This window comes from Streptomyces sp. NBC_00210 (genome assembly GCF_045160975.1).
Lineage (GTDB): Bacteria > Actinomycetota > Actinomycetes > Streptomycetales > Streptomycetaceae > Streptomyces.
The window spans coordinates 4,852,181-4,875,441 of the sequence record NZ_CP108120.1 but is presented as its reverse complement, the minus strand read 5'-3'; the positions used below and the strand labels follow the sequence as shown (position 1 = coordinate 4,875,441).

18 protein-coding genes are annotated in these 23,261 nt (G+C 71.3%); 10 read left to right on the top strand and 8 right to left on the bottom strand.

Going from position 1 to position 23,261, the window contains the following annotated elements; all coding sequences use genetic code 11:
- Positions 1-16 precede the first annotated feature (16 nt).
- The 3 genes from OG729_RS22200 to OG729_RS22190 are packed head-to-tail and all read left to right on the top strand — an operon-like array spanning position 17 to position 6,257.
- Positions 17-3,697 carry a tetratricopeptide repeat protein gene (locus tag OG729_RS22200; protein WP_405807793.1) on the top strand — a complete coding sequence of 1,227 codons (3,681 nt, stop codon included), beginning with the start codon at positions 17-19 and terminating at the stop codon, positions 3,695-3,697.
- On the top strand, positions 3,694-4,977 hold the full coding sequence (locus tag OG729_RS22195; RefSeq protein ID WP_405807792.1) for a hypothetical protein: 1,284 nt from the start codon (positions 3,694-3,696) through the stop codon (positions 4,975-4,977). Before OG729_RS22200 ends, OG729_RS22195 begins: the two co-directional genes overlap by 4 nt.
- On the top strand, positions 4,974-6,257 hold the full coding sequence (locus tag OG729_RS22190) for an extracellular solute-binding protein (protein ID WP_405807790.1): 1,284 nt from the start codon (positions 4,974-4,976) through the stop codon (positions 6,255-6,257). Before OG729_RS22195 ends, OG729_RS22190 begins: the two co-directional genes overlap by 4 nt.
- 65 nt (positions 6,258-6,322) lie before the next feature.
- Here the strand turns inward: OG729_RS22190 and purU are convergent, their stop codons facing one another.
- Together purU and OG729_RS22180 are read right to left on the bottom strand one after the other, a co-directional pair.
- The gene (gene purU / locus OG729_RS22185) at positions 6,323-7,174 is read right to left on the bottom strand and encodes a formyltetrahydrofolate deformylase (protein ID WP_360867887.1); all 852 of its coding nucleotides are present in this window, start codon (positions 7,172-7,174) and stop codon (positions 6,323-6,325) included.
- Between the two features lie 45 nt (positions 7,175-7,219).
- The gene (locus tag OG729_RS22180; RefSeq protein ID WP_360868231.1) at positions 7,220-7,666 is read right to left on the bottom strand and encodes an SCO4402 family protein; all 447 of its coding nucleotides are present in this window, start codon (positions 7,664-7,666) and stop codon (positions 7,220-7,222) included.
- Between the two features lie 173 nt (positions 7,667-7,839).
- Here OG729_RS22180 and OG729_RS22175 point away from each other — a divergent pair, with 173 nt between their 5' ends.
- Complete coding sequence (locus tag OG729_RS22175; protein ID WP_405807789.1) at positions 7,840-9,231, top strand: ABC transporter substrate-binding protein; 1,392 nt, start codon at positions 7,840-7,842, stop codon at positions 9,229-9,231.
- Positions 9,232-9,255: 24 nt separating this feature from the next.
- On the opposite strand, the gene OG729_RS22170 is transcribed toward OG729_RS22175, so the two are convergent.
- Together OG729_RS22170 and OG729_RS22165 are read right to left on the bottom strand one after the other, a co-directional pair.
- Positions 9,256-11,040 (bottom strand): hypothetical protein, encoded by a 1,785-nt coding sequence (locus OG729_RS22170; protein ID WP_405807788.1) that lies wholly within the window; start codon positions 11,038-11,040, stop codon positions 9,256-9,258.
- A 187-nt stretch (positions 11,041-11,227) separates the two neighbouring features.
- The gene (locus OG729_RS22165) at positions 11,228-12,610 is read right to left on the bottom strand and encodes a transcriptional regulator (RefSeq protein ID WP_360867895.1); all 1,383 of its coding nucleotides are present in this window, start codon (positions 12,608-12,610) and stop codon (positions 11,228-11,230) included.
- Positions 12,611-12,901: 291 nt separating this feature from the next.
- Here OG729_RS22165 and OG729_RS22160 point away from each other — a divergent pair, with 291 nt between their 5' ends.
- The 5 genes from OG729_RS22160 to OG729_RS22140 all read left to right on the top strand — a co-directional run bounded on the left by OG729_RS22160 (position 12,902) and on the right by OG729_RS22140 (position 17,976).
- Positions 12,902-13,597, top strand: coding sequence for a bifunctional DNA primase/polymerase (locus OG729_RS22160; protein WP_360867898.1), 696 nt, complete (start codon positions 12,902-12,904; stop codon positions 13,595-13,597).
- A 65-nt stretch (positions 13,598-13,662) separates the two neighbouring features.
- Positions 13,663-14,481: an ABC transporter ATP-binding protein gene (locus OG729_RS22155; RefSeq protein ID WP_360868234.1), complete on the top strand. Its 819-nt coding sequence runs from the start codon at positions 13,663-13,665 to the stop codon at positions 14,479-14,481.
- Between the two features lie 56 nt (positions 14,482-14,537).
- Positions 14,538-16,121, top strand: coding sequence for a transporter (locus OG729_RS22150; RefSeq protein ID WP_405807787.1), 1,584 nt, complete (start codon positions 14,538-14,540; stop codon positions 16,119-16,121).
- Between the two features lie 53 nt (positions 16,122-16,174).
- Positions 16,175-17,032, top strand: coding sequence for a hypothetical protein (locus OG729_RS22145; protein WP_405807785.1), 858 nt, complete (start codon positions 16,175-16,177; stop codon positions 17,030-17,032).
- 488 nt (positions 17,033-17,520) lie between these two features.
- The gene (locus OG729_RS22140; protein WP_360867907.1) at positions 17,521-17,976 is read left to right on the top strand and encodes a subtilase-type protease inhibitor; all 456 of its coding nucleotides are present in this window, start codon (positions 17,521-17,523) and stop codon (positions 17,974-17,976) included.
- Between the two features lie 13 nt (positions 17,977-17,989).
- Here the strand turns inward: OG729_RS22140 and OG729_RS22135 are convergent, their stop codons facing one another.
- The 3 genes from OG729_RS22135 to OG729_RS22125 all read right to left on the bottom strand — a co-directional run bounded on the left by OG729_RS22135 (position 17,990) and on the right by OG729_RS22125 (position 20,555).
- The gene (locus OG729_RS22135; RefSeq protein WP_405807783.1) at positions 17,990-18,499 is read right to left on the bottom strand and encodes a hypothetical protein; all 510 of its coding nucleotides are present in this window, start codon (positions 18,497-18,499) and stop codon (positions 17,990-17,992) included.
- A gap of 33 nt (positions 18,500-18,532) precedes the next feature.
- Positions 18,533-19,393 (bottom strand): alpha/beta hydrolase, encoded by an 861-nt coding sequence (locus tag OG729_RS22130; protein ID WP_360868237.1) that lies wholly within the window; start codon positions 19,391-19,393, stop codon positions 18,533-18,535.
- Positions 19,394-19,862: 469 nt separating this feature from the next.
- Entirely contained in the window at positions 19,863-20,555 is a 693-nt protein-coding gene (locus tag OG729_RS22125; RefSeq protein ID WP_360867912.1) for a metal-dependent transcriptional regulator, read from the bottom strand.
- A gap of 299 nt (positions 20,556-20,854) precedes the next feature.
- Here OG729_RS22125 and OG729_RS22120 point away from each other — a divergent pair, with 299 nt between their 5' ends.
- The gene (locus OG729_RS22120) at positions 20,855-21,610 is read left to right on the top strand and encodes an SIS domain-containing protein (protein WP_405807782.1); all 756 of its coding nucleotides are present in this window, start codon (positions 20,855-20,857) and stop codon (positions 21,608-21,610) included.
- 133 nt (positions 21,611-21,743) lie between these two features.
- On the opposite strand, the gene OG729_RS22115 is transcribed toward OG729_RS22120, so the two are convergent.
- Positions 21,744-23,138 (bottom strand): PAS domain-containing protein, encoded by a 1,395-nt coding sequence (locus OG729_RS22115; protein WP_405807781.1) that lies wholly within the window; start codon positions 23,136-23,138, stop codon positions 21,744-21,746.
- Positions 23,139-23,261: the final 123 nt, after the last annotated feature.

Here is a 23,261-nt window from a genome sequence, read left to right as displayed (position 1 = left end):
GTTATCGTTGTGCAGTATGAGGGAGCCGTTGCGTACGTCAAACTCGTCGTCGCAAGAGGAGAGTTGGCGGGTCTGTCTCCTCCGTACGCAGGACCGGTCGAGCCGTCCGCTGGGCGCCGGGGTGCTGCTCCCCGGGGGACTGGTGCTCACCTGCGCCCACACCGTGCTCTCCCGCCCCGGCGGCGACGGCGTCCGGACCCCTTTCGACACCGTGTACGTGGACGTGCCCGGCACCGTGGCGCTCGCCCGGAAGACACCGGCGCCCCTGCGCGCCCGGGTGCTGCCTGAGTATCTCGTCCTGCCCACCCCGCACTTCAGCGGCGATCTCGCCCTGCTCAAACTGGACAGCGAGCCGCCGCTGCCGCATGCCGTACTGCACCGCCAGATCCCCGCCCGCAATGAGCCGGTGCACTTCACCGGCTATCCCGAGGATCTGCCGGGCGGCGAGCACCTCGACGCCCGGCTGATGGGGCGCGGCGGGCCCGCGCCCACGCCCGAGTGGGTGCAACTGGACACGGAGGGCTCGCCGTACGTCGTGCGGCACGGCTACAGCGGCGGCGGGGTCGTGCACAGTCGCTCGCGTCGTCTCATCGGCATCGTGGCGCACCAGTTCGGGACGCCGCAGGCGCCGGTGCGCCGGGAGCATGCGTACATGATCCCGACCGAGACCGTGCTGAAGTATCTGCCGCTGGAACGGCTCGGACTCACCGTCACCGGCCCCCGCGCCGTCTCCCGCGATGTCGCGGTCGCCCACGACAGGACCGCGTCCGGGCGGGTGCCCGGGCTGCACCGCAGGCTGACCCGCTGGCTGGACGGCGCGTCGGACACCGATCCAGTCGAGCTGGCCTTCGCGGGCGAGGGGGAGGGCGCGCTGCTGCACACCATCCGCTCGGCCCTCACCCTCGCCGACCGGGAGCAGAGCCCGCCGTCCGCGTCCGCGAGTTCGGCGGGCGAGCCGCAGGTGGGCTCCATCGACATCGCCGTCGACGCCACCAATCGCACCGCCGGGCAGCTCGCCGTGCACGCGGCCGAGCGGATCGGTCTGGAGGGTCGCACGCCGCACGGCACGCTGCTGGAGCAGATCGCCGAGGAGAGCCCGCCTCTCATCGCCGCCTTCCTCGCCATCGACAGGGCCGCATCTCCCGACGAAGAGATCATCGCCCTCCTTCGCGCGCTGCTCGCCCGCGGCGACAGCCGGCTGCTGCTCGTCTTCAGCGATCCCCGCTCCCCACTGCTCGCCCGCGTACGCGCCGAGCTGCTGGAGCCCGAGTGGCCCGAGCGCCGTGCGGACCGGCTCGCCGCGCGCCTGACCCGGCTCGCCGAGGCCGAGCAGCGATTACGACAGCTGCCGGGGCATCCGGGCACGCCGGACCTTCCCGCGCCCCGCCGGCCCGACGCCCGGTCGCCGCGGCTGCGCCGGGAGCTGAGGCAGCTGCGCGCCGGCGGCCCGCTGTACGGCACCCCCGCCCTGCCGCACGCCCTGTTCCGCCTCGCCGTCGATGTCGAGACGGCCCTGCTGGAGGCCGAGGCCGCCGAGCAGGCACTGGCCGGGCCGCTGGGCCCGCGTGAGTTCGTGCTGGAGCCTCCGGGCGAAGGGCTCACCGATCTGCCGTTCGTGGCGGTGCGCGACCCGGATGCGCTGGTGACCGCGCCGACGGGGGCCCATCTGGCCGGCGGCGACCGGCTGCACCAGCAGTACGAGGTGGTGGGCCCGTTCGGCCGGGGCAGCCACGGTCAGGTGTATCTGGCGCGCGATCTGCTGCTCGACAACCGGCCGGTGGCGCTCAAGGGGATACTCGACCCGGGCAACCCGGCCGCCGTTCTGCAGGCGCACCAGGAGCGGCTGCGTCTTGTCAGCCTCAACCATCCGTCCGTCATCCGGGTGGTCAACTACGCCCGCCATCCGTCGACTTCGTCGGAGTTCATCGTGATGGAGTTCGCCGACGGCGCGCCGCTGGAGTGGGTCGCGGCGCGTATCGCCCAGCACCATCCGCCGTTCTCGGGGCCCCGGGTGCGGGAGTTCATCGTCGTGTACGGGCTGCTCATCCTGGACGCGCTCAGCTATCTGCACGACCAGGAGGGCCTTGTCTACGGCGACCTCTCCCCCACCAACGTCCTGCACTGCGGCAACGGCATCAAACTCATCGACGTCGCGGGCGTGCGCAACCCGGGCGACGCCGGACCGGTCAGCCACCGGCCGCCGGAGGCGGGGCCCCTGGGCGAGATGACGACCGCGGGCGACCTGTACACCGTCGGCGCGGTCCTCGGCTCGCTGCTCGACAAGGCCCCGGCGAGCCCCGCCGACCTGGGCACCCAGTCCCTCGAGCGGGCCCTGCGCCGCGCCATGGCACGCGATCCCAAGCGGCGCTACGCCTCCGCCGACGAGATGGCCCTCCAGCTGCGCGGGGTGCTGCGCGAACTGCGCTCGCTGCGGCTCGGCGAGGAGACCTTCGAGCCGTCCCCGCTCTTCGACCCGGCCGCCACCGCCCTGGACGGTCAGCTCGGCAAGGCCCCACCGCTGGTCCGCTGGCGCACCGACGGCAGCCGGGGGCACCCGCTCGGCGCACATGTGCCGGGCCCGGCCGAGGTCGCGGTGGCTCTGCCCGTGCCCAAGCCGGACCGCAAGGACCCCAACTGGAAGGAGCTGCAGCGCACTTCGTACGCCGATCCGGCCGGTCTGCTCCAGCTCAGCGACGAGTGGCTGGCATCGCCCGAACTGCATCTGCTGCGCTGCCGGCTCCATCTGGAGCTCGCCCGAGACCAGTTGCCCCGGCGGGACCAGCAGCTGGTCGCCGCCGGCATGGAGCTCGACCGGGCCGGCCGCCTGCTCGGCGAGCGGGCGGGCTACGACTGGCGGCTCGACTGGCACGGCGGGCTGATCGAACTCGCCCACGGCCGTGTGCGCCCGGCGCTGACCTGCTTCAACGAGGTGTACGACGCCATTCCCGGCGAGTACGCGCCCAAGCTCGCCCTCGGCTACTGCCACGAGAAGCTGGCCGACTCCGCCGCCGACGCGGGCGCCCGGGAGGATCACCAGCAGCAGGCCATGCAGTTCTACGACGCGGTGTGGCGGCGCAACCATGCGCTCGGCAGCGCCGCCTTCGGCCTCGCCCGCATCCATCTCGCCCGCCGCAGCCCGGACCGGGCCCTCGCCTCGCTGGACGGCGTGCCCCCGGACTCGCGGCACCGCACCGCGGCCCGTACGGCGATGGTGCGCATTCATGCCAGCCCGCCCGCCGACGGGAGCGCCCCGACCGTGGCATCGGCGGTGCGCGCCTACGCCGCGCTGCGCCGGCTGGTCAGCCATGAAGGCCTCACCGACCGGCAGGCGTACGAACGGCTCACCGCGGAGCTGCTGGAACTCCTCCTCGAACTGGTGGGCTCCGCACGGGAGACGGATCCGCTGGGCGAACTGCGCGCCTCGCTGCCGCCCGGGGTACCCGTACCGGCCACCGAGCGCCAGTTGCGCGAGCAGCTCTCCGCCGGCTACCGCAAGCTGGCCAAGCAGGTGCCGCGCACGGACCGCACCGAGGACGCGGCGCTCGCGGAGGCGTTGCTCGACAACGCCTACCGGACCCGCCCGCTCGGTCTGACGCACTACCGGGACCGTAATCCCGAACGGGACCGCAGACCGTGGCCACTGATCGCGTGGCTGGTGCGCAGGCCGCGGCTGCGCGGCTCCGGGGAGGGCGCATGAGCGGCCCGGACCGGTCGCGTGCCGCCCTTCCCGCCGCGGACCGGCCGCCGACCGCGCTTCCCGCCGGCCGGCCGGGTGCTGCCCCAGCGCCGAACCGGCTGCGTGCCAGCGTTTCCACCCTTTCCGCCTTTTCCGCGCTTTTCGTGCCGCACCGGCTGCGTCCGGGTCCGAGCCGGCTGCGCCCCGCCGCGGCCCGGGCCCTGCACGCCCTGCGGGGCCTCCTCCCCGCCCTGTGGCAGCGCGCCACGGGCCGCACCGCCGAGGGCGGCCGCCCCACCGCCGCGTTCCTGCGCCGCCGCATGCTGGTGCTGCCCGCGCTCGCCGTCGTCGCCCTCGCGCTCTCGGCGTCCGCCTACGTCGACATCCACGCCCGTACGGAGCGGCTGCGGGACCGCTGCGCGCCCGCGCTGGTGGATCTGGCGCAGGCCAGAACGTCCCTCGAACTGGCGCAGGCCCAGGCCGAGTTACGGCTGCCACCCGGCAAGGACGTCCCTCTTGTCGAGCTCGGCGAGACGTATCGCACCCGGCTGACCGAGGCGTCCCAGAGCCTGGGCCGCGTCGCCCAGTCCCGGGCCCTGCACAAGGACCAGGAACAGGAACTGCGGGTGGTCTCGGGCCTGGTCGTCGCGTACGGGGACAAGATCGCCTGGGCGGACCGGAACCGCAACACCGAGGTGCTGCGCAATGCCGGGGTCGACTACGCCGACGACATGCTGCGCGGCCGCCACACGACCGTCGCCCAGGGCGCCCCGCAGGAGCCCATCTCCATACTCGACCGCATCGCGTCGCTGGAGCGCCAACTGCACCGGGAGGCCCACAACCTGGCGGCCTGGAGCCCGCTCACCCTGGCGGGCGCGGCGGCTGCCGTGCTCGCGGCCGCGCTCTTCGCCTTCGTACTGGTGGGCACGTCGGTCTTTCTGCACGACCGGCTGCGGCTGATCAGCGTGCAGTTGGCGGCCGCTGCGGTACCGGTGCTGCTCACTCCCGTACTGCTGGGCATCGGAGGCGCCGCCGAGCACGGCGCGCAGCAGCGGGTGCGTACGACGGTCGGCGCCCTGAAGACGGTGGCCGCGGACCGTGCGGCCCCACGACGGATCGAGTCCGCGGCACGCGAGGCGGCCTCGGTGATGCGGTCGGCGCACCCCGGCGGCTGGTCGCTCACCGCGGGCATCGTCGTGCCGACGGGCGGCGTGGGTGCCCTCGCCTGCGGCGTGACGCTCTTCTTCTACGTCCGGCCCTACCCGGCCGGCCGCCCCCGACGGAAGTACACGGACGCATGAAGCGCTTGAGGGCACTGCTGGCCTGCTGTCTGCTCACCGCCACCGCCGTGACGGCGGGCGGCTGCTCGGACGCGTCCGAGGAGCGCACCCTGGTCGTCCTCGGCCCGTGGACGGACGGCGAGGAGAAGCCGTTCGTGGCGGCGCTGAGGCACATCGGCGAGCGCACCGGCCGCAGTTACGTCTACAAGGGCACCCGCTCGTTGCGCGAGACCCTGGTCGCCCAGCTCCAGGCGGGCGCCCCGCCGGACCTGGCGATCCTGAGCAGCCCGGGCGACCTCACCGAGTACGCGCGCTCCGGGGACGCCTCTGCGCTCCCGGAGAAGGTGGCGGGGGCCGCGGTCCCGCCCTGGGCCCCGGCCATCACCGTCGAGAACCAGGAGGGTGAGGCCCGGACCCACCCCTACTGGGCGCCGGTGCGGGTGGACCTGAAGTCGCTGGTGTGGAGCCGCCGGGCGAGCGCGGGCAAGAAGCCGGACTGGTGCCTGGGCGTGGGCTCGGGCGCCACATCGGGCTGGCCGGGCACCGACTGGGTGGAGGATCTGCTGCTGCAGCGCGAGGGCCCCGACGCGTACGAGAGGTGGGCGACCGGCCGGACGCCCTGGCCTCAGACCAAGCCGGTCTGGGAGGAATGGGCGGCACTGCTCGCCGCGAACGGCAGGAACGCCCGCGGCCGGGGCCTCGGCAGCGAGGCGCTCGGCGCCTCCTTCGAGCTGCTCGACGACGGCCGGTACGGACTGCTGAACCGCGGCGACTGCACCCATGAGCACCAGGGCTCGTTCATCCGCCGCCACTACGGCGACGATGTCCTGCCCACGCCCACGGCCACCATCCTCGGCACGCAGAAGTCCGGCGAGGGCGCGTACGAGGTCTCCGGCGACATGGCCGCGGTGTTCAAGCCGAGCGCGGCGGCCTGGGACCTGCTCGGCCGGCTCACCTCCCGCGCGGCGCGCGAGGACTGGGCGAAAGCCGCGAAGCCCGGGGAGCGGCCCTACTTCCCGGGCGGCGCGTTCGGCGCCGTACCCCCGTCGGGGAGCACGCGCGCCGTGCAGAAGTTGTTCGACGGGGCCGGCCAGATCTGTCTGGACGCGTCGGACGCGATGCCGCCGACCCTGCGCGACGCGTTCTACCGGGCCGTACTGGAATTCCTCGGTAACCCGCAGAAGCCTGGCCTGCTGGACGACCTGCTCGACAAGCTGGAGGCGGAGCGGAAGCTGCAGCAGCGCGAGGAGGCGTTCGTACTGGACGACCTGTGTGACAACCCGGTCGTCCCGTCGTCGTAGCACCGCGGAACCACCGCCCCAGCACCGCCGAGCACCGCCGAGCACCGCCGAGCACCGCCGTGAAACTAGCCGAAGACGACCGTACGGCGGCCGTTCAGCAGAATCCGGTGCTCCGCATGCCACTTCACCGCGCGCGCCAGCGCCTGGCACTCCACGTCGCGGCCGATCGCCACCAGCTGCTCCGGGGTGAACTCGTGGCCGACCCGCTCGATCTCCTGCTCGATGATCGGGCCCTCGTCGAGGTCGGCCGTCACATAGTGCGCGGTCGCGCCGATCAGCTTCACACCGCGCGCATGTGCCTGGTGGTACGGCTTCGCGCCCTTGAAGCTCGGCAGGAAGGAGTGGTGGATGTTGATGATCCGGCCGCTGAGCTGCTTGCACAGATCGTCGGAGAGCACCTGCATGTAGCGCGCGAGCACCACGAGCTCGACGTTCTCGGCGCGCACCAGCTCGAGCAGCTGCGCCTCGGCGTCGGCCTTGGTGTCCTTGGTGACCGGAATGTGGTGGAACGGGACCTCGTACGAGGCGACGAGCTCCGCGAAGTCCGTGTGGTTGGAGACGACCGCGGCGATCTCGACCGGCAGCGCGCCCGTCCTGGAACGGAAGAGCAGATCGTTGAGGCAGTGGCCGAACTTGCTGACCAGCAGGACGATCCGCATCTGCTGTTCGGCGCGATGCATCTGCCAGTCCATCTGGAAGGCGTCCCCGACGGCGGCGAAGCTGGCCCGCAGCTTCTCCACGGTCACCGGCTTGTCGGCCGAGAAGTGGACCCGCATGAAGAACAGACCCGTGTCCCGGTCACCGAACTGCTGGCTGTCCTCGATATTGCAGCCAGTCATGAAGAGATAGCTCGACACGGCGTGCACGATGCCCTTTTTGTCCGGACAGGAGAGCGTCAGGACGTACTGGTCAGTCATCCCCGTAGAGTGCCATATTCACCGGTCCCGACAGGGCACCGTCCGTCAGGCGGACCGCGTCATGATGCGGAGCACATCGAGCGAGCGCGGCGGGGTGTCCGGGTCCTCGCCGTCGTTGACCGACAGCCGCACATGCGCGTCGCGGGCGGCGCGTACGGCCTCCGGCCAGCCATGATGTTCGATATAGGCCGATACGGGAGCATCCGCACCGACTTGATGCATGATCCGCAGCACGCGCAGAACGGCTACATCGACGAGGGCCGCCTCGCCGGAGTCGCGGAAGATCGTGCCGACGTACTTCTCGGCGGACCAGTTGTCCAGCCAGGTGTCCTCGACCAGGCGGTAGACGGCGTCGGTGACGTCGCCGTACTCCTCGCGGCCGGCCAGCCAGCACTCCTGATGGAAGACGGGATCGGAAAGCATGTGCAGCGCCGAGCGCACATTGCTGCGCCAGCGCCACCAGGGCATGTCATTGAGCGGCATGCCGCCCATGGTGGAGGAGCGACGGCCGCGACGGGAAGAGGGGACCGAACCTTGCTGCACGACTGCGATCGTACGTTCCCATGCCGGGCGGCCGAACCACCCCCTGGAATTCACCTTCACGTCACTCCTCGTTGAGCAATGCTCACTGCACCGTTACCCGGGAGGAGGAAATGTGGCTGAGCATGACCGGCAGGCGACGTTCCTCCTCCCCCCGCCCCTCCAGGACCTCACGGGTTCGCGCCGTGTGTATGACCGCGACGGCAGCCGTGGCGGCCGGAGCGTCGCTGGTCGCCGGCTGCGGCGTACTCCCTGGGACCACGGGGGGCTCCAGGGGAACCGTCAAGGTGATGACCTTCGCCCCGCAGGAGACCCGGGCGACGAACCTGCCCGGCATGCCCGCGATGGCGAAGGCGTACGCGCGCTGGGCCAAGGCGCAGGGCGGACTGGACGGGCACGAGTTGCAGGTGATCACCTGCAACGAGGAGAACACCACGACGGGTGCGGCCGCCTGCGCCAGGCGGGCGGTGAAGGAAGGCGTGGTCGCGGTCGTCGGCTCGTACAGCCAGCACGGCGACGCGTTCATGGCTCCGCTGGAGGCCGCGGGCATCCCCTTCATCGGCGGATACGGCATCTCCGAGGAGGAGTTCACCAGCTACCTCTCCTACCCGGTGAACGGCGGGCAGGCGGCCCTCCTCGCCGGAAACGGACGGCAGTTGGCGAACGTCTGCGAGCGGGTCTCGCTGGTACGCCCCAACACACTCGCGGGCGACGAGCTGCCCGAGCTGCTCAACTCCGGCCTCTCGGAAGGCAGTCGGCACACCTCGGCGGACATCGTCGCGGAGGAGGACGCGACGGACTACACCGCCCAGGCCAAGCAGGCCCGCAGGAAGGCGGGTTCGACGTCCGGGTTGGGGTCGGCGTCCGGTTCGAGTTCCGGTTCGAGTTCCGGTTCGAGTTCCGCTTCCGGTTCCGGTTCCGGTTCCGGTTCCGGCGACCGTCCCGGGTGCGTCACGGCAGCGCTCGGCGAGCGCACCGAGACCTTCTTCGACTCCTTCCGGCGGCTGCCCGAGGACGGCCGGAAGATCCGGGTCTCCTCCGTCATGGGCAGCGTCGGCCAGCCGCTCATCGACCGCACCGGCGGGCGCAACGGGCCCTTCGAAGGCGCCTACGTCACCGGCTGGTACCCGGACGCGGGCGATGCGCGCTGGAGCGAGATGGAGAAGGTGATCCGCGCCTACGCGTTCGGCGACAACCGGATCGACCCGGCGGACGCGGGCGTGCAGACGACCTGGATCGCGTACACCGTGCTGAGGGCGGTCATCCACTCCCTCGGCTCGGACGACATCTCGCCCGGGAAGATCGCGCGCGCCCTGGACGGCGGGGTGGAGGTGTCGACCGGCGGCCTGACGCCCCCGCTGCGCTGGGAGTACGAGGACATGCTCGGCACGCCCGGCTTCCCGCGGATTGTCAACAGCAGCGTGACGTACCAAGTGGTGCGCGACGGGCGGCTGGTGGCGCAGCGGCCGGGCTTCGTGGACGTCGCGAAGACGCTGGCGAACTCCGTGTCCCTGTAGCCCCTGCGCAGGGGCTACAGGGGACTACAGCTGGTCGGCGCGGCGCTCGGTGAGCTCGTACTTACGGGCGATCGCGTTCCACAGCGCGGAGGCCTCCCGCTTGGCCTTGGTCGCCTCACCGCTGGCACGGTTGGCCTGCGCGGTCTGCCCGGTGTTGCGGGCCTTGCCGCCCTTGCAGCCCTTCTTGTCCTTGACCTGCTGGGCCCAGGCCGCGTAGTGGTCGTCGGCGGACGCGGACGCCTGCCAGGCCTTGGTGAGCGCGGAGGTCAGCTCGGCGTGGCCGGCCAGCTTGTCGACGGCCAGCCCCTCCAGGCGGGTCACCAGACCGCGGCGCTGGTTCGCGGCCCCGCTCAGATCGGCGGCCGCCTGGTCCAGGTTCTGGCACTGCTTGATGCTCTCGACCGAGCGGATGACCGCGCCGCGGCTGTTGTTGCTGTCCGCGAGGAGCTTGTCGAGCGCCTCGGCCTGGGCCTTGGCGGGGTCGGCAGCGGCCTCGGTGCTGTTGTTGGGGGCGGCGGAGGTCGCGGCGACGTTCTTGCCGGCGCCGGGGTCGTCCTGCTTCTCGTCCCCGCCGTACATCACCATGCTGACGCCGAGCCCGAGGACGGCACAGCCGACGACGACGGCCGCGATGACAGGCACGCGGGAGGACTTGCGCTGCTCGGGCTCGTGCTCGGGCTCGTGCTGCTGGGCCTGTTGGTGCTGGGCTTGCTGATACTGGGGCTGCTGGTACTGCGGCCGGGTCAGCCGGGGCGTCTCGAAGCGGGGCAACTGCTGTGTGGAGGCGGGAGTTTGGGCGGTGGGCCCGTCCGTACGGAAGAGACTGTCGAACTCCGCGGGCGGCTGCCGGTCCCCCGGAGCCCCGGGCCTGATCCCGAACGGCGCGGCGCTGGGCGCGGCCGGCACGGGCGCGATGTACTGCGTCGCGTCGGCGTCGGCCGCCGCGCCGGGAGCGGCGCCGAGCCCGGTCCCGAGGAACTGCGTCGCCCCGGCGGGAGCCTCGAGGGGCAGAGCGCCGGGTGCGACGGGAGGGATGAACTGGGTGGCGTCGGAGTCCCCCGGGCCCGCGGCCTGCATCTGCGGCAGCGCCTGCCCCGGCTGACCCTGTGGCTGCCCCTGTGCGGGAAGGCTCTGCCCGTACGCGTCCTGCGGGTGCGAGCCCTGCGGAAGCGCCTGCGCGGGAGCCCCATGAGGCCCCAGCGCCTGCGGGTACCCGCCCTGGGCAGTCTGCCCGTGCTCGGGCAGGGCCTGAGGCGGAAGGGCCTGCGTGTGCGCGCCCTGCGGGCCGAAGTCCTGCGAGCCGAAGTCCTGCGGGCCGAAGTCCTGCGAGCCGAAGTCCTGCGGAGGCAGCCCGTGGCCCGGCAGCCCCTGCGTGATCCCGTCCTGAGGCGGCATCCGGCCGTCCGGTCCCTGCGAGTACGAGGGGCTCTGGTCGGGCAGTCCCTGCGGATACGAACCCTGAGGCAGCCCCTGCGGCGCAGACGGACCCTGCGGAGGCAGCGCCTGGCCCGGAGCGCCCTGCGCGGGCATCCCGTGCCCCTGCTGCGGCTGGGCTCCGTACGGCGGCTGCGGCGGCTCGGGCCAGCCCTGCTGCGAGACCGGTCCACCCGGCCCCTCCGGGCCGCCCGGCGCAGCCCCGGTCGGTGGTCCCCACGGCTGGCCCCACGGCTGGCCGCCCGCCGGAGCCACCTGGGCGTCGGAGACACCCGGTATCCAGGGCTCACTTCCGTCGGCGGGCAGCACGACGCCTTCGTGCGCGGGCCGCGCAGCAGGCAGCTGCTGCTCGTCACCCTGTCCGCTTTGCGTCACCGGGACTCCTACGTGTGGACCTATGGAATCGACGGCTCACGCTACCGGCTGCCTCAGCCGCTCCGCACACACGCGTGACAGCAGTAACAAGACTGCAGCTCAATACGCTGTTAAGGGGCGCACCAAGGGATCACCACAAACCTTCACACTCCCTTCCCCGCCCCTTACGCGCCCCTCCCGCGCCCCCTCACGCCGCCTGGAGCTCCAGGCGCGCACCGAACTCCCGCACCGCCGGCTCGTCCGCGTACGGATCCAGCCGCTGCTGCAGGTCGTCCAGATACTCCGCGCCCCGGCTGGAGCGCAGCCGCCCCAGCAGTTCCACCGCACGCGTGCCCGTATGACACGCCTCCTCCACCTCGCGCTGCTGCACCTGCGCCGTCGCCAGCAGCACGAGCCCGATCGCCCGCCGCCTGGCCCGCGACTCCGGGTGGCCCTCCAGCGCGTGGGAGGCATGGTGCGCGGCCGCCTCCGCCTGGCCCAGGTCGCGATAGCAGTGCGCCAGCTCGTCCGCGAGATAGGCATGGTCGAAGTGGGAGATCCACGCCGGGTCGTCGCCCGCCGCAGGCTCCGCCCGCTCCAGCGAGGCGAGCGCCTTGCCCGCCACCGCGTGGCAGGTGCGGGAGTCCCCGAGCAGCGCGTGCCCGCGCGCCTCCGCGGCGAAGAACATCGCCTCGGCCCGCGGAGTGACCCGCCCCTTCGCCCCTTCCTGAGCGGCCCGCGCCAGCTGTGAGATCTCCCGCGGGTTGCCCAGCTGGGCGGCCAGATGACTCATGGACGCGGCCAGCACATAGCCGCCGTACCCCCGGTCGCCCGCCGCCTGGGCGAGCCGCAGCGCCTGGATGTAGTAGCGCTGGGCGAGCCCCGGCTGGCCGGTGTCGACCGCCATGTACCCGGCGAGCTCCGTCAACCGCGCGACCGCCGCGAACAGTTCACGGCCGACGGCTTCGCGGTACGACCCCGACAGCAGCCCGGAGACGACGCTGTTCAGATAGTGGACGACGACCGGCCGGACATGGCCGCTGCCGAAGCGGTGGTCCAGCTCGGTGAGCGCCGCCGTCATCGCTCTTACCGCCTCGACGTCCGAGACCCCGACCCGCGCCCCCGCCGTGCGCGCCACCTGCGTGTCCGCGCCTGTGATCAGCCAGTCGCGGCTGGGCTCGACGAGCGCGGACGCGGCGACCGCGGACCCGGACAGGAAGTCGCGCCGTCCCACGTCGCTGCGCCACAGCTCGCAGACCTGCTCGATCGCGCCCAGCACTGTCGGCGAGAACTGCAGGCCCACGCCCGAGGCGAGGTTCTTGCCGTTGGCCATGCCGATCTCGTCGATCGTGACCGTGCGCCCGAGCTTGCGGCCCAGCGCCTCGGCGATGATTCCCGGCGCGCGGCCGCGCGGCTGCTGCCCGCGCAGCCAGCGCGCCACCGACGTCTTGTCGTAGCGAAGATCCAATCCCCGCTCGGCACCCACCATGTTGACTCGACGGGCGAGGCCGGCGTTGGAACACCCGGCTTCCTGAATGAGCGCCTGCAACCGTTCGTTCGGCTGTCGGGCTACGAGAGGCCTGGCTGCCATGACTACCCCCTGAGGCCGTGGGTGATCCATGAAGTGATCACTGCCCGGCTGATATACGGAGAATGCAGACTTCGAATGAGTTGGACTGTTATTTCCCGGACGACGTCCACCACGACGTCCGGGTGACGCGTCCACGCTGACGCCCCGTGCGTGTGGCTACCCGCCCGCAGCCGCCCCGCTTCATGCGCGCCCCCGTTCGTGCACCCGTGCGCCCCGCGTGCAGGATCGATGCCCCGTGTCCTCGCCGCCGCTCGCCCGTAACCCGAGGTGACGGCGGGAGTTGAGTGTGTCGTGAATGAGACCATCGGAGTCGAAGAGACCGTCGGAGTCACGGAAGCCGCGCACATCCCCCAGCAGCGCGGTGAGCTGCTGCTGGACAACGCCGTGCGGTATGCGGAGGAGCGGCACTGGGACGTGTTCCCCGGCACTTGGCTGGAGGCTGCGGAGGGCAGGGAACTGTGCTCGTGCGGCAACGCCGACTGCGCCTCGGCCGGCGCCCACCCGACCGGGCCGGACTGGGCGAACCAGGCGACCGGCAGCGGAACGGCGGCACAACGGCTGTGGTCGCAGCAGCCGAAGGCGTCGATCCTGCTGCCGACGGGACGCACCTTCGACGCTCTCGACGTTCCGGAGTCGGCGGGCTTTCTGGCCCTGGCGCGCCTGGAGCGTCTCGACCTGCCGCTGGGCCCGGTGACCTGCACCCCCGACCGCCGGATGCTGTTCTTCGTACTGCCCGGCGCTGCGGTCAAGGTCCCCGATCTGATCCGCACCATGGGCTGGATGCCGAGCTCGATCGATCTCGTCGCACGGGGCGAGGGCCACTACGTCGCGGCCCCGCCGACCCGCATCGGCGGCCATGGCGCGGTGCAGTGGGTCCGCCGCCCCACGCACGCGAACCGGTGGCTGCCGGACGCGGACGAGTTGATCAGTCCACTGGCCTACGCATGCGGGCGGGAGGCGGCCGCCGAACGGGCACGGCGTGGATGAGGAGCGTCCTACATAAGGTGGTCCCGTACAGATGGGCATACGGGGACACCGAAGGGCAGGGCACCATGCCGGACCGGGCAGTTGGAGCCGCAGAGGCGGGCGGAGCGCACACAGCGCCGCCCGCCGTTCGTGTTGAGGGACTGTGGAAGAGGTTCGGCGAGCAGGTTGCGGTCGCCGGCATCGACCTCACGCTCCCCGCGGGCAAGTTCATCGGCCTGGTCGGCCCGAACGGCGCGGGAAAGACGACGACCCTGTCGATGGTGACGGGCCTGCTCCGTCCGGACCAGGGCCGGGTGGAGGTGGTCGGCCACGACGTGTGGCGCGATCCGGTCGAGGTGAAGTCCCGTATCGGTGTACTGCCGGAGGGTCTGCGCCTCTTCGAGCGCCTGTCGGGGCGCGAACTGCTCGCGTACAACGGACGGCTGCGGGGTCTGCCGGGAGACGAGGTCGACAAGCGGGCCGCCCAGCTGCTGGACGTACTCGACCTGGCGGGCGCGCAGCACAAGCTGGTCGTCGACTATTCGACGGGCATGCGGAAGAAGATCGGGCTTGCGGCCGCCCTGCTGCACAACCCCGAAGTGCTCTTCCTGGACGAGCCGTTCGAGGGTGTCGACCCGGTCTCGGCGCAGACGATCCGCGGGGTCCTCGAGCGGTACACGGCCTCGGGCGCGACGGTCGTCTTCTCCAGCCATGTGATGGAGCTGGTGGAGTCGCTGTGCGACTGGGTGGCGGTGATGGCGGCCGGCCGGATCCGTGCGCAGGGCCCGCTCGCCGATGTACGGGGCGATGCGCCGTCGCTGCAGAACGCGTTCCTGGAGCTGGTGGGGGCGAACGGCCGGGACACCGGAGCGTCGCTGGACTGGCTCGGCGGCGGTACGCGTTGAGTACCTCATCCCTGACCTCGGCATCCCGGACCCAGGCAGCTGGGACCTCGGCCTCTTTGACCCCGCTCTTCGTCCGGCTCAAGCTGTCGCTGCTGCGCAACGGTCTGCGCCAGTCGTCCGGCCGCAGGGCCGCGTACATCTCGTCCGTCGTCGTCACGCTGCTGTTCGCGGCGCTCCAGCTGATCGGCCTGATCGCGCTGCGCGGAAACGAGTACGCGGCGTCGGTGGTGGTGCTGCTGACGGCCGTACTGGCGCTGGGCTGGGCGGTCATGCCGCTGTTCTTCCCCAGCGGTGACGAGACGCTGGACCCGACGCGGCTGGTGATGCTGCCGCTGCGTCCCCACTCTCTTGTACGGGCCCTGCTCGCCGCGTCCCTGGTGGGCATCGGACCGCTGTTCACACTGTGTCTTGCGGTGGGCTCGGCGTTCGCGGTCACGCACGGCATGGCTGGGGTCGTGGTCGCGGTCATCGCCGTGCCGCTCACCCTGCTGGTGTGCGTGGCGCTGGCGCGCGCGGTCGCGGCGGCCAACATCCGTCTGCTGACCTCGCGCAAGGGCCGCGACCTGGCGGTGCTCAGCGGTCTGGTGATCGCGATCGGCATCCAGGTCGTCAACTTCGGCGCGCAGCGGCTCGGCGACGCGGGGGGTCTCTCGGCGCTCGACCCGGTGGCGTCCGTGGTGCGCTGGATTCCGCCGGCGTCGGCGATCGGTGCGGCGGACTCGGCGAGCGAGGGCGCGTACGCGGTCGCCGCGGGCCAGTTGGCACTGTCGGCGGTGGCGCTGTTCCTGCTGCTGTACTCCTGGCAGCACAGTCTGACGAAGCTGATGACGGCCCCGGACGGTTCGACGCTGGCCGCGGCCTCGGAGCCGACCCGCAAGGAGTCCGCTTCCAGCTTCCACCACCTGCTGCCGGAGGGCCGTACGGGCACGGTGATGCAGCGCAGCCTGCGCTATGTGTGGCGGGACCCGAAGACGAAGGCGGCGTGGGTGACGGCGCTGGCGATCGGCCTGATCGTGCCGCTGTTCAACGCGCTGCAGGGCACCGGCTCGATCTACTTCGCCTGCTTCGCGGCGGGAATGCTGGGCATCCAGATGTACAACCAGTTCGGCCAGGACACCTCGGCGTTCTGGATGGTGGCGCTGACGATCTCGTCCACGAAGGACGCATACGTGGAACTGCGGGCGCGGGCACTGGCGTTGCTGGTGATCACGCTCCCGTACACGGCGCTGGTCACGATCCTCACCGCGTCGCTCCTCGGCAACTGGAAGGCCCTGCCGGAGGTGCTCGGTCTGTCCTTCGCCCTGCTGGGCGCGATGCTGGCGACCGGGGCGGTCGCGTCGGCGCGCTTCCCGTACTCGATCCCACAGGACAGTGCGTACAAGAACGTCGCCCCGGGGCAGGGCGGCCTGGCCTGGATCTCGATCTTCGGCGGCATGATCTCGGCAGCGGTGCTGTGCGCGCCGGTGATCGCGCTGACGATCTGGCTGCACGCGGCGAACGCCGGCCAGTCGGCGCTCTGGCTGCTGTTGCCGCTGGGCGCGGCGTACGGCCTGCTGATCGGCTGGGCGGGCGTACGGGTGGCGGCACCGCAGACGGCGAACCGGCTGCCGGAGATCCTGGCGGCGGTCAGCAAGGGGTGAGGGCGGGGGCCTGGTTCTACGGTGCCTCACACCCGTGACGTAGCGTCATGGGCATGTCGACGCCGCCTCCCAACCCTTATACGCAGCCGCAGTATCCGCAGCAGCAGCAACCGTATCCCCAGCAGGGGTACGCGCCTCAGCCGCCGTATCCGCAGCAGGGGTCCGCGCCTCAGCCGCCCGCCGGGCACCCGTACGCGCAGCCGCAGCCGCAGCAGTACCCGTACCCGTACCCGCAGCAGTACGGCGGGGGTTGGGGCGCGCCGCCGCCCCCGCCGAAGAACAAGGGCCCGATGATCGCGCTCATCACGGTGGCGTCCATCGCGGGCATCTTCGCCATCTCGTGGTTCGGGAACAACGTCGTCGGCGGCGGATCGAGCGGCACCGGCTTCCCGGCGGCGGAGTACGAGCTGACGCTGCCCAAGACGCTGCTCGACGGAAAGTACAAGCTGTCCGACGACCAGTCCGCCAAACACCAGGAGGAGTTGGCCGGCATGAGCGGGGCCAACGTCCGCGATGCCAAGGCCTCGGTGGCCCAGTACCTCTCCACGTCCGAGTCCGGTGTTCTGATCGTCTCGGGCATGCACGGCCGTATCAAGGACCCGGACAAGGCCCGCACCAAGATCCTTAGCAGTGCCGAGGAGTCGGACGGCTCCACTATCGCCGTACCGCCCAAGGACTTCACTCCGGCGGGCTCGGAAGTAACCATCACCTGCCAGGTGCTGACGACGGAGCAGACGGGCGGCGGCACGAACACGCTCCCTATGTGTGCCTGGGCCGACGCCAACACGAACGTGGCGGTCGGCCTGACCACAGTCCGGATCTCGAAGCAGTCCCCGGAGGAGGTCGACCTCAAGTCGGTGGCGGAGGCGACGGCGAAGATCCGCGCTCAGATGCGCAAGCCGATCGGCTGATGCCTCCTGGGGCCTGTCTTCCATAGACCCCGTAGACCCGTAGACGCGTATACACATTCGCCATACACATTCGCCCGAGCGACGCCCTCCACCGGGATCCGCACACCGAACCGACACAACTCCGCGCCCTCATCACGGCCATGAGGGCCGGCGTGAGGGATGAGCGCCCGTATCTGCGCTCCGCCTCCGCGGGTGCCCCGAACCGGGGCATCCACCCCTCGGAGCGACGGTTTCCAGTCGATGCGGGCCTCACAACCAGGGCGTCGCTCCGCACATCACCGCAGCTCAGACGGTAGTTTTCCGTTGCACCACCGGAAATTGCCCACATGCTGGACACCCTCGCACACCCGCTCCGAGCTGCCCGAACGACCATTCGGTCGCTCCCGCTTGTTCGTATTCGGCCGGAAAAGGGCGATCGATGTGCGCTCACTGTGCGCATGGGCAAGACTCCTGACCGCAATCAACCCCCGAGCGAAGGAGTTTCACAGATGCGTTACATCCGCAACACAATCGCCGCTGCCGCCACCACCGCGGCCCTCGTTCTGACCACCCCGGCGGTCGCCGGCATCGCGCAGGCCCAGCCCGCGCAGCCCACTCAGGCGAAGAGCCTGTACGCGCCCTCCGCGCTCGTACTAACGATCGGCAAGGGTGCGGAGGCCACGACGGCCACCGTCGTGCGCGCCGCGACCCTGAGCTGCGCCCCGCGCCCCGACGGCACCCACCCCTCGGCTGCTGCGGCGTGTACGGAACTGATGGCCGTGGAAGGCAACTTCGCCGCGCTGACCAAGTCGCCGTCGCACAAGCCGTGCACGCGCCAGTGGGACCCGGTCGTGGTCACCGCTCAGGGCGTCTGGCAGGGCAAGCACGTCACCTGGTCGGCCACGTACGGCAACGCGTGCGAGATGGAGGGCAGCCTGGCCCAGGGCGCGGTCTTCGCGTTCTGACCCTGCCGTCCCCTCACGCGATGTTCCACGAGGCCGGCAGCCCACCCCCGCAGAAGACGCACACGAAGTCGTCCTCCCGCACGACGTTGACCTCCCCGCAGACAACGCACCGCCGGAAGACGACCTCGTACGTGAACCCGTCAGGCCGACCGATCCCGACCCGATCCAGCGCCTCGGCAACAGCCGGCCAGGAGTCGAGGTCGGGGCAGTAGCCGGTCGACTGGTTGCTGACCTCGCTGATCGCCCAGCCGTTGCCGCCACGGCTGAAGGCGATCTCCCCGGCACCGATTACCAACCCGCCCCCGGCGCAGGCGACATGCTCACTCCGCCGCGGCGCAAGTCGCAGATCCCCGCCCGCATCGACGACGTAGGTGAACGGCTCCGCCAGTTCCTCGGCAGTCTGTTCCGTGACCCAGTCCTCGAAGCCCCAGGGCGTACGAACGATCCGGCCCCCGCTCCCGGGCCGGACGGCGTCCCGAATCTCGTCGGGCCCGACGTACGCGTAACTCCGCCCGCCGGCCATGCGTCATCCCACCTTCGATGAAGTCCTGGCCGCTCAGGGCGTCAGCACGCCGTCCAGGAACGGCTCAATAGCCGTGCGCCAGCCCTCCGGCTGGTCGTAGTGCACCAGGTGGCCGGCGTCCGCCACTTCCGCGTACTCCCCCCTCGGCAGGACCCGCACCATCTCCTGCGCCTCCGCACGGCCCAGTTCGCCGTCGAGGCCGCGGACCACCAGGGTCGGGCACTGGACCTGGGCCAGTTCCTCCCAGTGCGCGTCGTAGACCCAGGTCTCGCGGGACATGAGCATCTGGCGGCGGGAGAAGACCGGGCGCCAGCCGTCCGCGCGCTCCGCCATGACTTCGGCGAAGAACTCGCCGCGGGAGGGGTTGTGACGCTCCAACCAGGGGTCGTCCTCGCCGAACCACTTGCGGACGTCCGCCAGCGTCGCGAAGGGGACGGGCCAGGAGCGGAACCAGTCGCTCCACTCGCGCTGGGAGGCCGCGCCGAGCGCCGAGGCACGCATATCGCAGATGATCAGGGCGTGGACCAGGTCCGGGCGCTTTGCCGCGACCTGCCAGGCGGTGAGCGCGCCCATCGAGTGGCCGATCAGGGTCACCGGGGCGAGGCTCAGCTGTTCGATGGCGGACTCGGCGTCGGAGACGTACGCCTCGCGGGTGAACGGTCCCTCCGCCGGCTTGTCACTACGGCCGTGTCCGCGCTGGTCGAGGGCGACCGCGCGATGACGCTCGGCCAGCCAGCGGGCCGTGGAGGCCCAGTGTGCTGCACGGCCCATCAGTCCGTGCAGCAGTAATACCCCGGGGGCCTCCGCCTCGCCGCGCCCTTTTGGCGGGTCGGCGAACTCCCAGGCAGCCAGGCGTACGCCCTCAGCTCCGATTACGTCGATGCGCCGCACCATGTGGCCTGGCACCCCCTTCTCTCCCCCAGGTCGTCCTGCCCTATCCAGCCCTGCCAGACTATCGAACCTTTATTCGAAAATGCGGTCTCGGCGCGCAACACCCCTCGTTCGAGTGACCGCGCTCAAGGATTGACTCCCGCCCCCATGGGGAGATCTTCTGCGGGAGGCGGGCCACTCGGGGATGAGGGCCCGTGGGGAATGACCCTGGGAGCTCGGGGCTCCGGGTCAGCACAGGGGAGGACAGGCCCCGGCGCCCATAAGCGCCGGGGCCCTCCTGTGGAGACATGGCTGCGCAGCTGACGTGCTGGACGCGGTGGACGCGCTGTTGCGCGCGCGGGGCGTACGACGGGCGCATCACCCAGTTCCCTCCCCGGCCGTGGGGTCATATGCCTCAGCCACAGCGTGGCACGCGAACCGCCCGGGCGCTGCCATTCCGGGCGGAAAACGGTTACTGGCGGGTGGAAATCGACTACTGCTTGGCCACAAACACATGCGAGGCCACATCAGCCTCAAGTTCCGCGGCCTCCCCACTGCTGCCCACCAGCACTCCGCCCGCGGACTCCGTCACACTCACCACCGAGCCGGGCTGCACGCCCGCCCGCCGCAAGGTGTACATCAGCTGGGCATCCGTCTGGATCGGCTCGCCGATACGCCGTACGACCACGGTCTTGCCGTCCACGCCCGGGTCCAGATCCGCCAGCGAGACCATGCCGTCGTCCAGGAACGGGTCGGCCTCCGCCTTCTCGCCCAGCTCCTCGAGACCCGGGATCGGGTTCCCGTACGGAGACTCCGTCGGGTGGCGCAGCAGCTCAAGCACGCGCCGCTCCACCGCCTCGCTCATCACATGCTCCCAGCGACATGCCTCCGCGTGGACCTGCTCCCACTCCAGGCCGATCACGTCGACGAGCAGACACTCGGCGAGCCGGTGTTTGCGCATCACGCGCGTCGCGAGCCGCCGGCCCTCCTCGGTCAGCTCCAGGTGGCGGTCGCCCGCGACCGTCACCAAGCCGTCCCGTTCCATACGCGCCACGGTCTGGCTGACCGTCGGGCCGCTCTGGTCGAGCCGCTCGGCGATGCGGGCGCGCATGGGCACCACACCTTCCTCTTCCAGTTCGAGGATGGTGCGGAGATACATCTCCGTCGTGTCGATCAATCCGGACATACGTGCCCCTCGATGCTCTGACTCGAAAACAGTCGTGCGCTGGCCCCGACTCAATTCTGACGCATCCCACTGACAACCGTCCCGTGCCGGGGGAAGCCCTTCGGCGACCCGATGCGCAGGGCTCGTCGGGGAGCCCGTATTGACAGGGCAATGGTCCAGACCGCAACGTGATCCGCGACACGGGTATTCCCGCGGTCGTCCATCTGGTCCACCCCCGTGCACCCGTCCGCCACGCGCAGGTGCACGTGCACGCGCACAGGTACCCCTCCCTGTTCCCCATCCCCCGAAAGGGCTCGGCGATGAGCGAGAGCAAGCTGGCCGGTCAGTTCTTCGACGCCGCGATCGGTCTGCTGCAGCGTGCGCGGGACGAAGAAGCGCCGAACATCGCGGCCGCGGGAGTCGCGATCGCGGACACCGTCGCGGCGGGCGGCCGCCTCTTCGCCTTCGGCGCCGGGCACTCCTCGCTGGCCGCGCAGGACGTCGTATACCGGGCCGGCGGCCTCGCCCTGATGAACCTGCTCGCCGTCCCAGGCGTCGTCGGCGTCGACGTCATGCCGGCGACGCTCGGCTCCGCGCTGGAGCGGGTGGAGGGGCTGGCGGGGGCGGTGCTCGACTCCAGCCCGGCGAAGTCCGGCGACCTGCTGGTGATCATCTCGCTCTCCGGGCGGAACGCGCTGCCAGTGGAGATGGCGATGAACGCGCGGGCGCTCGGGCTGAAGGTCATCGGGGTGACGTCGGTGGCATACACGCATGGGACCAGTTCGCGGCATGTGTCCGGGACCTTCCTCAAGGACCACTGCGACATCGTGCTGGACTCGAAGATCGCGGTCGGGGACGCGGAGCTGACGCACGAAGGGATCGAGGCGCCGTTCGCGCCCGCGTCGACCGTCGTCACGAGCGCGCTGATGCAGGCGACGATGGCCGCGGCGGCGGAACAGCTGGTGGAGCGGGGGATCGAGCCGCCGCTGCTGCGGTCGGGGAATGTGGACGGCGGGCATGAATGGAACGGCCGCGTGATGAGCGAGTACGCGGACCGGATCTTCTTCCGTCACTAGCCGGTGCGGGCGGCGTCCTGCTTTGCCCGGGCATATCAAGCCCATCTGAGGGTCCCCCCACACCCGCAGGGCGTGGGGGGCGGGTGGGGGCCCGCCCGCGGTTACGGGAAAGGGCGGAGCCCCGGCTAACAGCTCAGTCCCCCCGTGTCACCCGCGCCAGATCCAGCGCCGCCCCCGCAAGCACCCCCACGCTCTCCGCATACACCGCGTCCGCCCGTTCGAAAGCCGGGCGGCCCTGGCCGCGGAGGAAGGTGAGGACGCCCAGTGTCCGGCCGCGGCTGCGGAGCACCGTGCACAGCGCGTGCACAGCGTCCCGCGGCCACTGGCGCTCCGCCGCCCAGTCACCCTTCGCCCCGGCCGCACCACCTGCCGGCGCGCTCGCGCGGACGGAGCCGTTGCGGTCGGCCGACTGGAGCGCCGGATGGCCCGGCGGATAGCGCACCGGGATACCGCCGCCCGCCACCGGCATGCACGGGCCCGGCGCACCCCGCGGAGTAGCCGCGGCGCGGATCAGCCGCTCCCCGTCCCGCTCCGTCAGATCGATCAGCGCATGGTCCGCGAAGCCCGCCAGCGCGAAGTCGAGATACGCCGTCGCCGCCTCCATCGGGTCCTCGCACTCCGCCGCCGCCCGCCCCGCCCGGTGCAGCTGGCTCGACCGGAAGCGCAGCCGGTCCGCCTCCTGCCCGGCCAGCTTGGACTCCGTCACGTCGTGGAACAGCCACCCCACCCCCAGCGGAACCGGCTCCTCCGCGAGTGGCGAGGCCAGCCGCAGAAAGCCGCTGCGCCAGCAGCGCCGTTGCTCCCCCTGGGACGTACTCAGCGTCACCCACAGATCAGCGAGTCCCCGCGGTGCGCCCTCCGCCAGCACATGATGGAGGGCGCCCTCCAGCTCTTCCACGCCCTGGACGACCAGCTCACCCAGCGGCCGCCCGAGCGGGGACGTACGCCCGGCGCCGAGCGCCCGCGCCGCATGTCCGTTGACGACGGTCGGCCGCAGGTCCACGTCGACGAGTACGACACCCCAGGACGCGTCCTCGAACAGCGCCTCGCTCAGCGCGATCGACCGCTCCAGGTCGATCTGCGCATGCACCTCGCTGAACGCGCAGTACACCCCGGTCGGCTTGCCGTCCGCACCGAGCACCCGAGCCGACTGGGTCCGTACGAGAACGCGCCCGCCGTCCTTGCGCAGCAGTGCGAACTCATGGACCTGCCGCCCCGGCGCATCCATCGCGGCCATCAGCCGCGCCTGCACCTCCCCGGCATCGGCGGTCCGCACCGCCCACCCGGCGAATCCCCGCCGGCCGACGGCCTCCTCGGGCGACCAGCCGAGAATCCGCTCGGCCTCGCGGTTCCAGTGCGTGATCGCGCCGTCGGCGTCGAACGCGCAGAGCGCAGCGTCCATCCCGTCCAGCAGCGCGGCAAGCAACTCCGCCCCGGGCACGGGCGCGGGCTCCTCGGACCCCGCGCCCTCCCGCTCCGGCTCGTCAGGCCCGAGCGCATTGGTGGTCTCACTCTTGGAAGCACTCATCCTGGACCCCCTGCAGGACGCGTCCGCGCGAGGTTATGCACGTCAGATCATTGAACTCGAACGTGACGCAGGACACACCAGGTTCGCGGAAATCGTTGCCTTCCGGAAATCGGCCGCGACTGG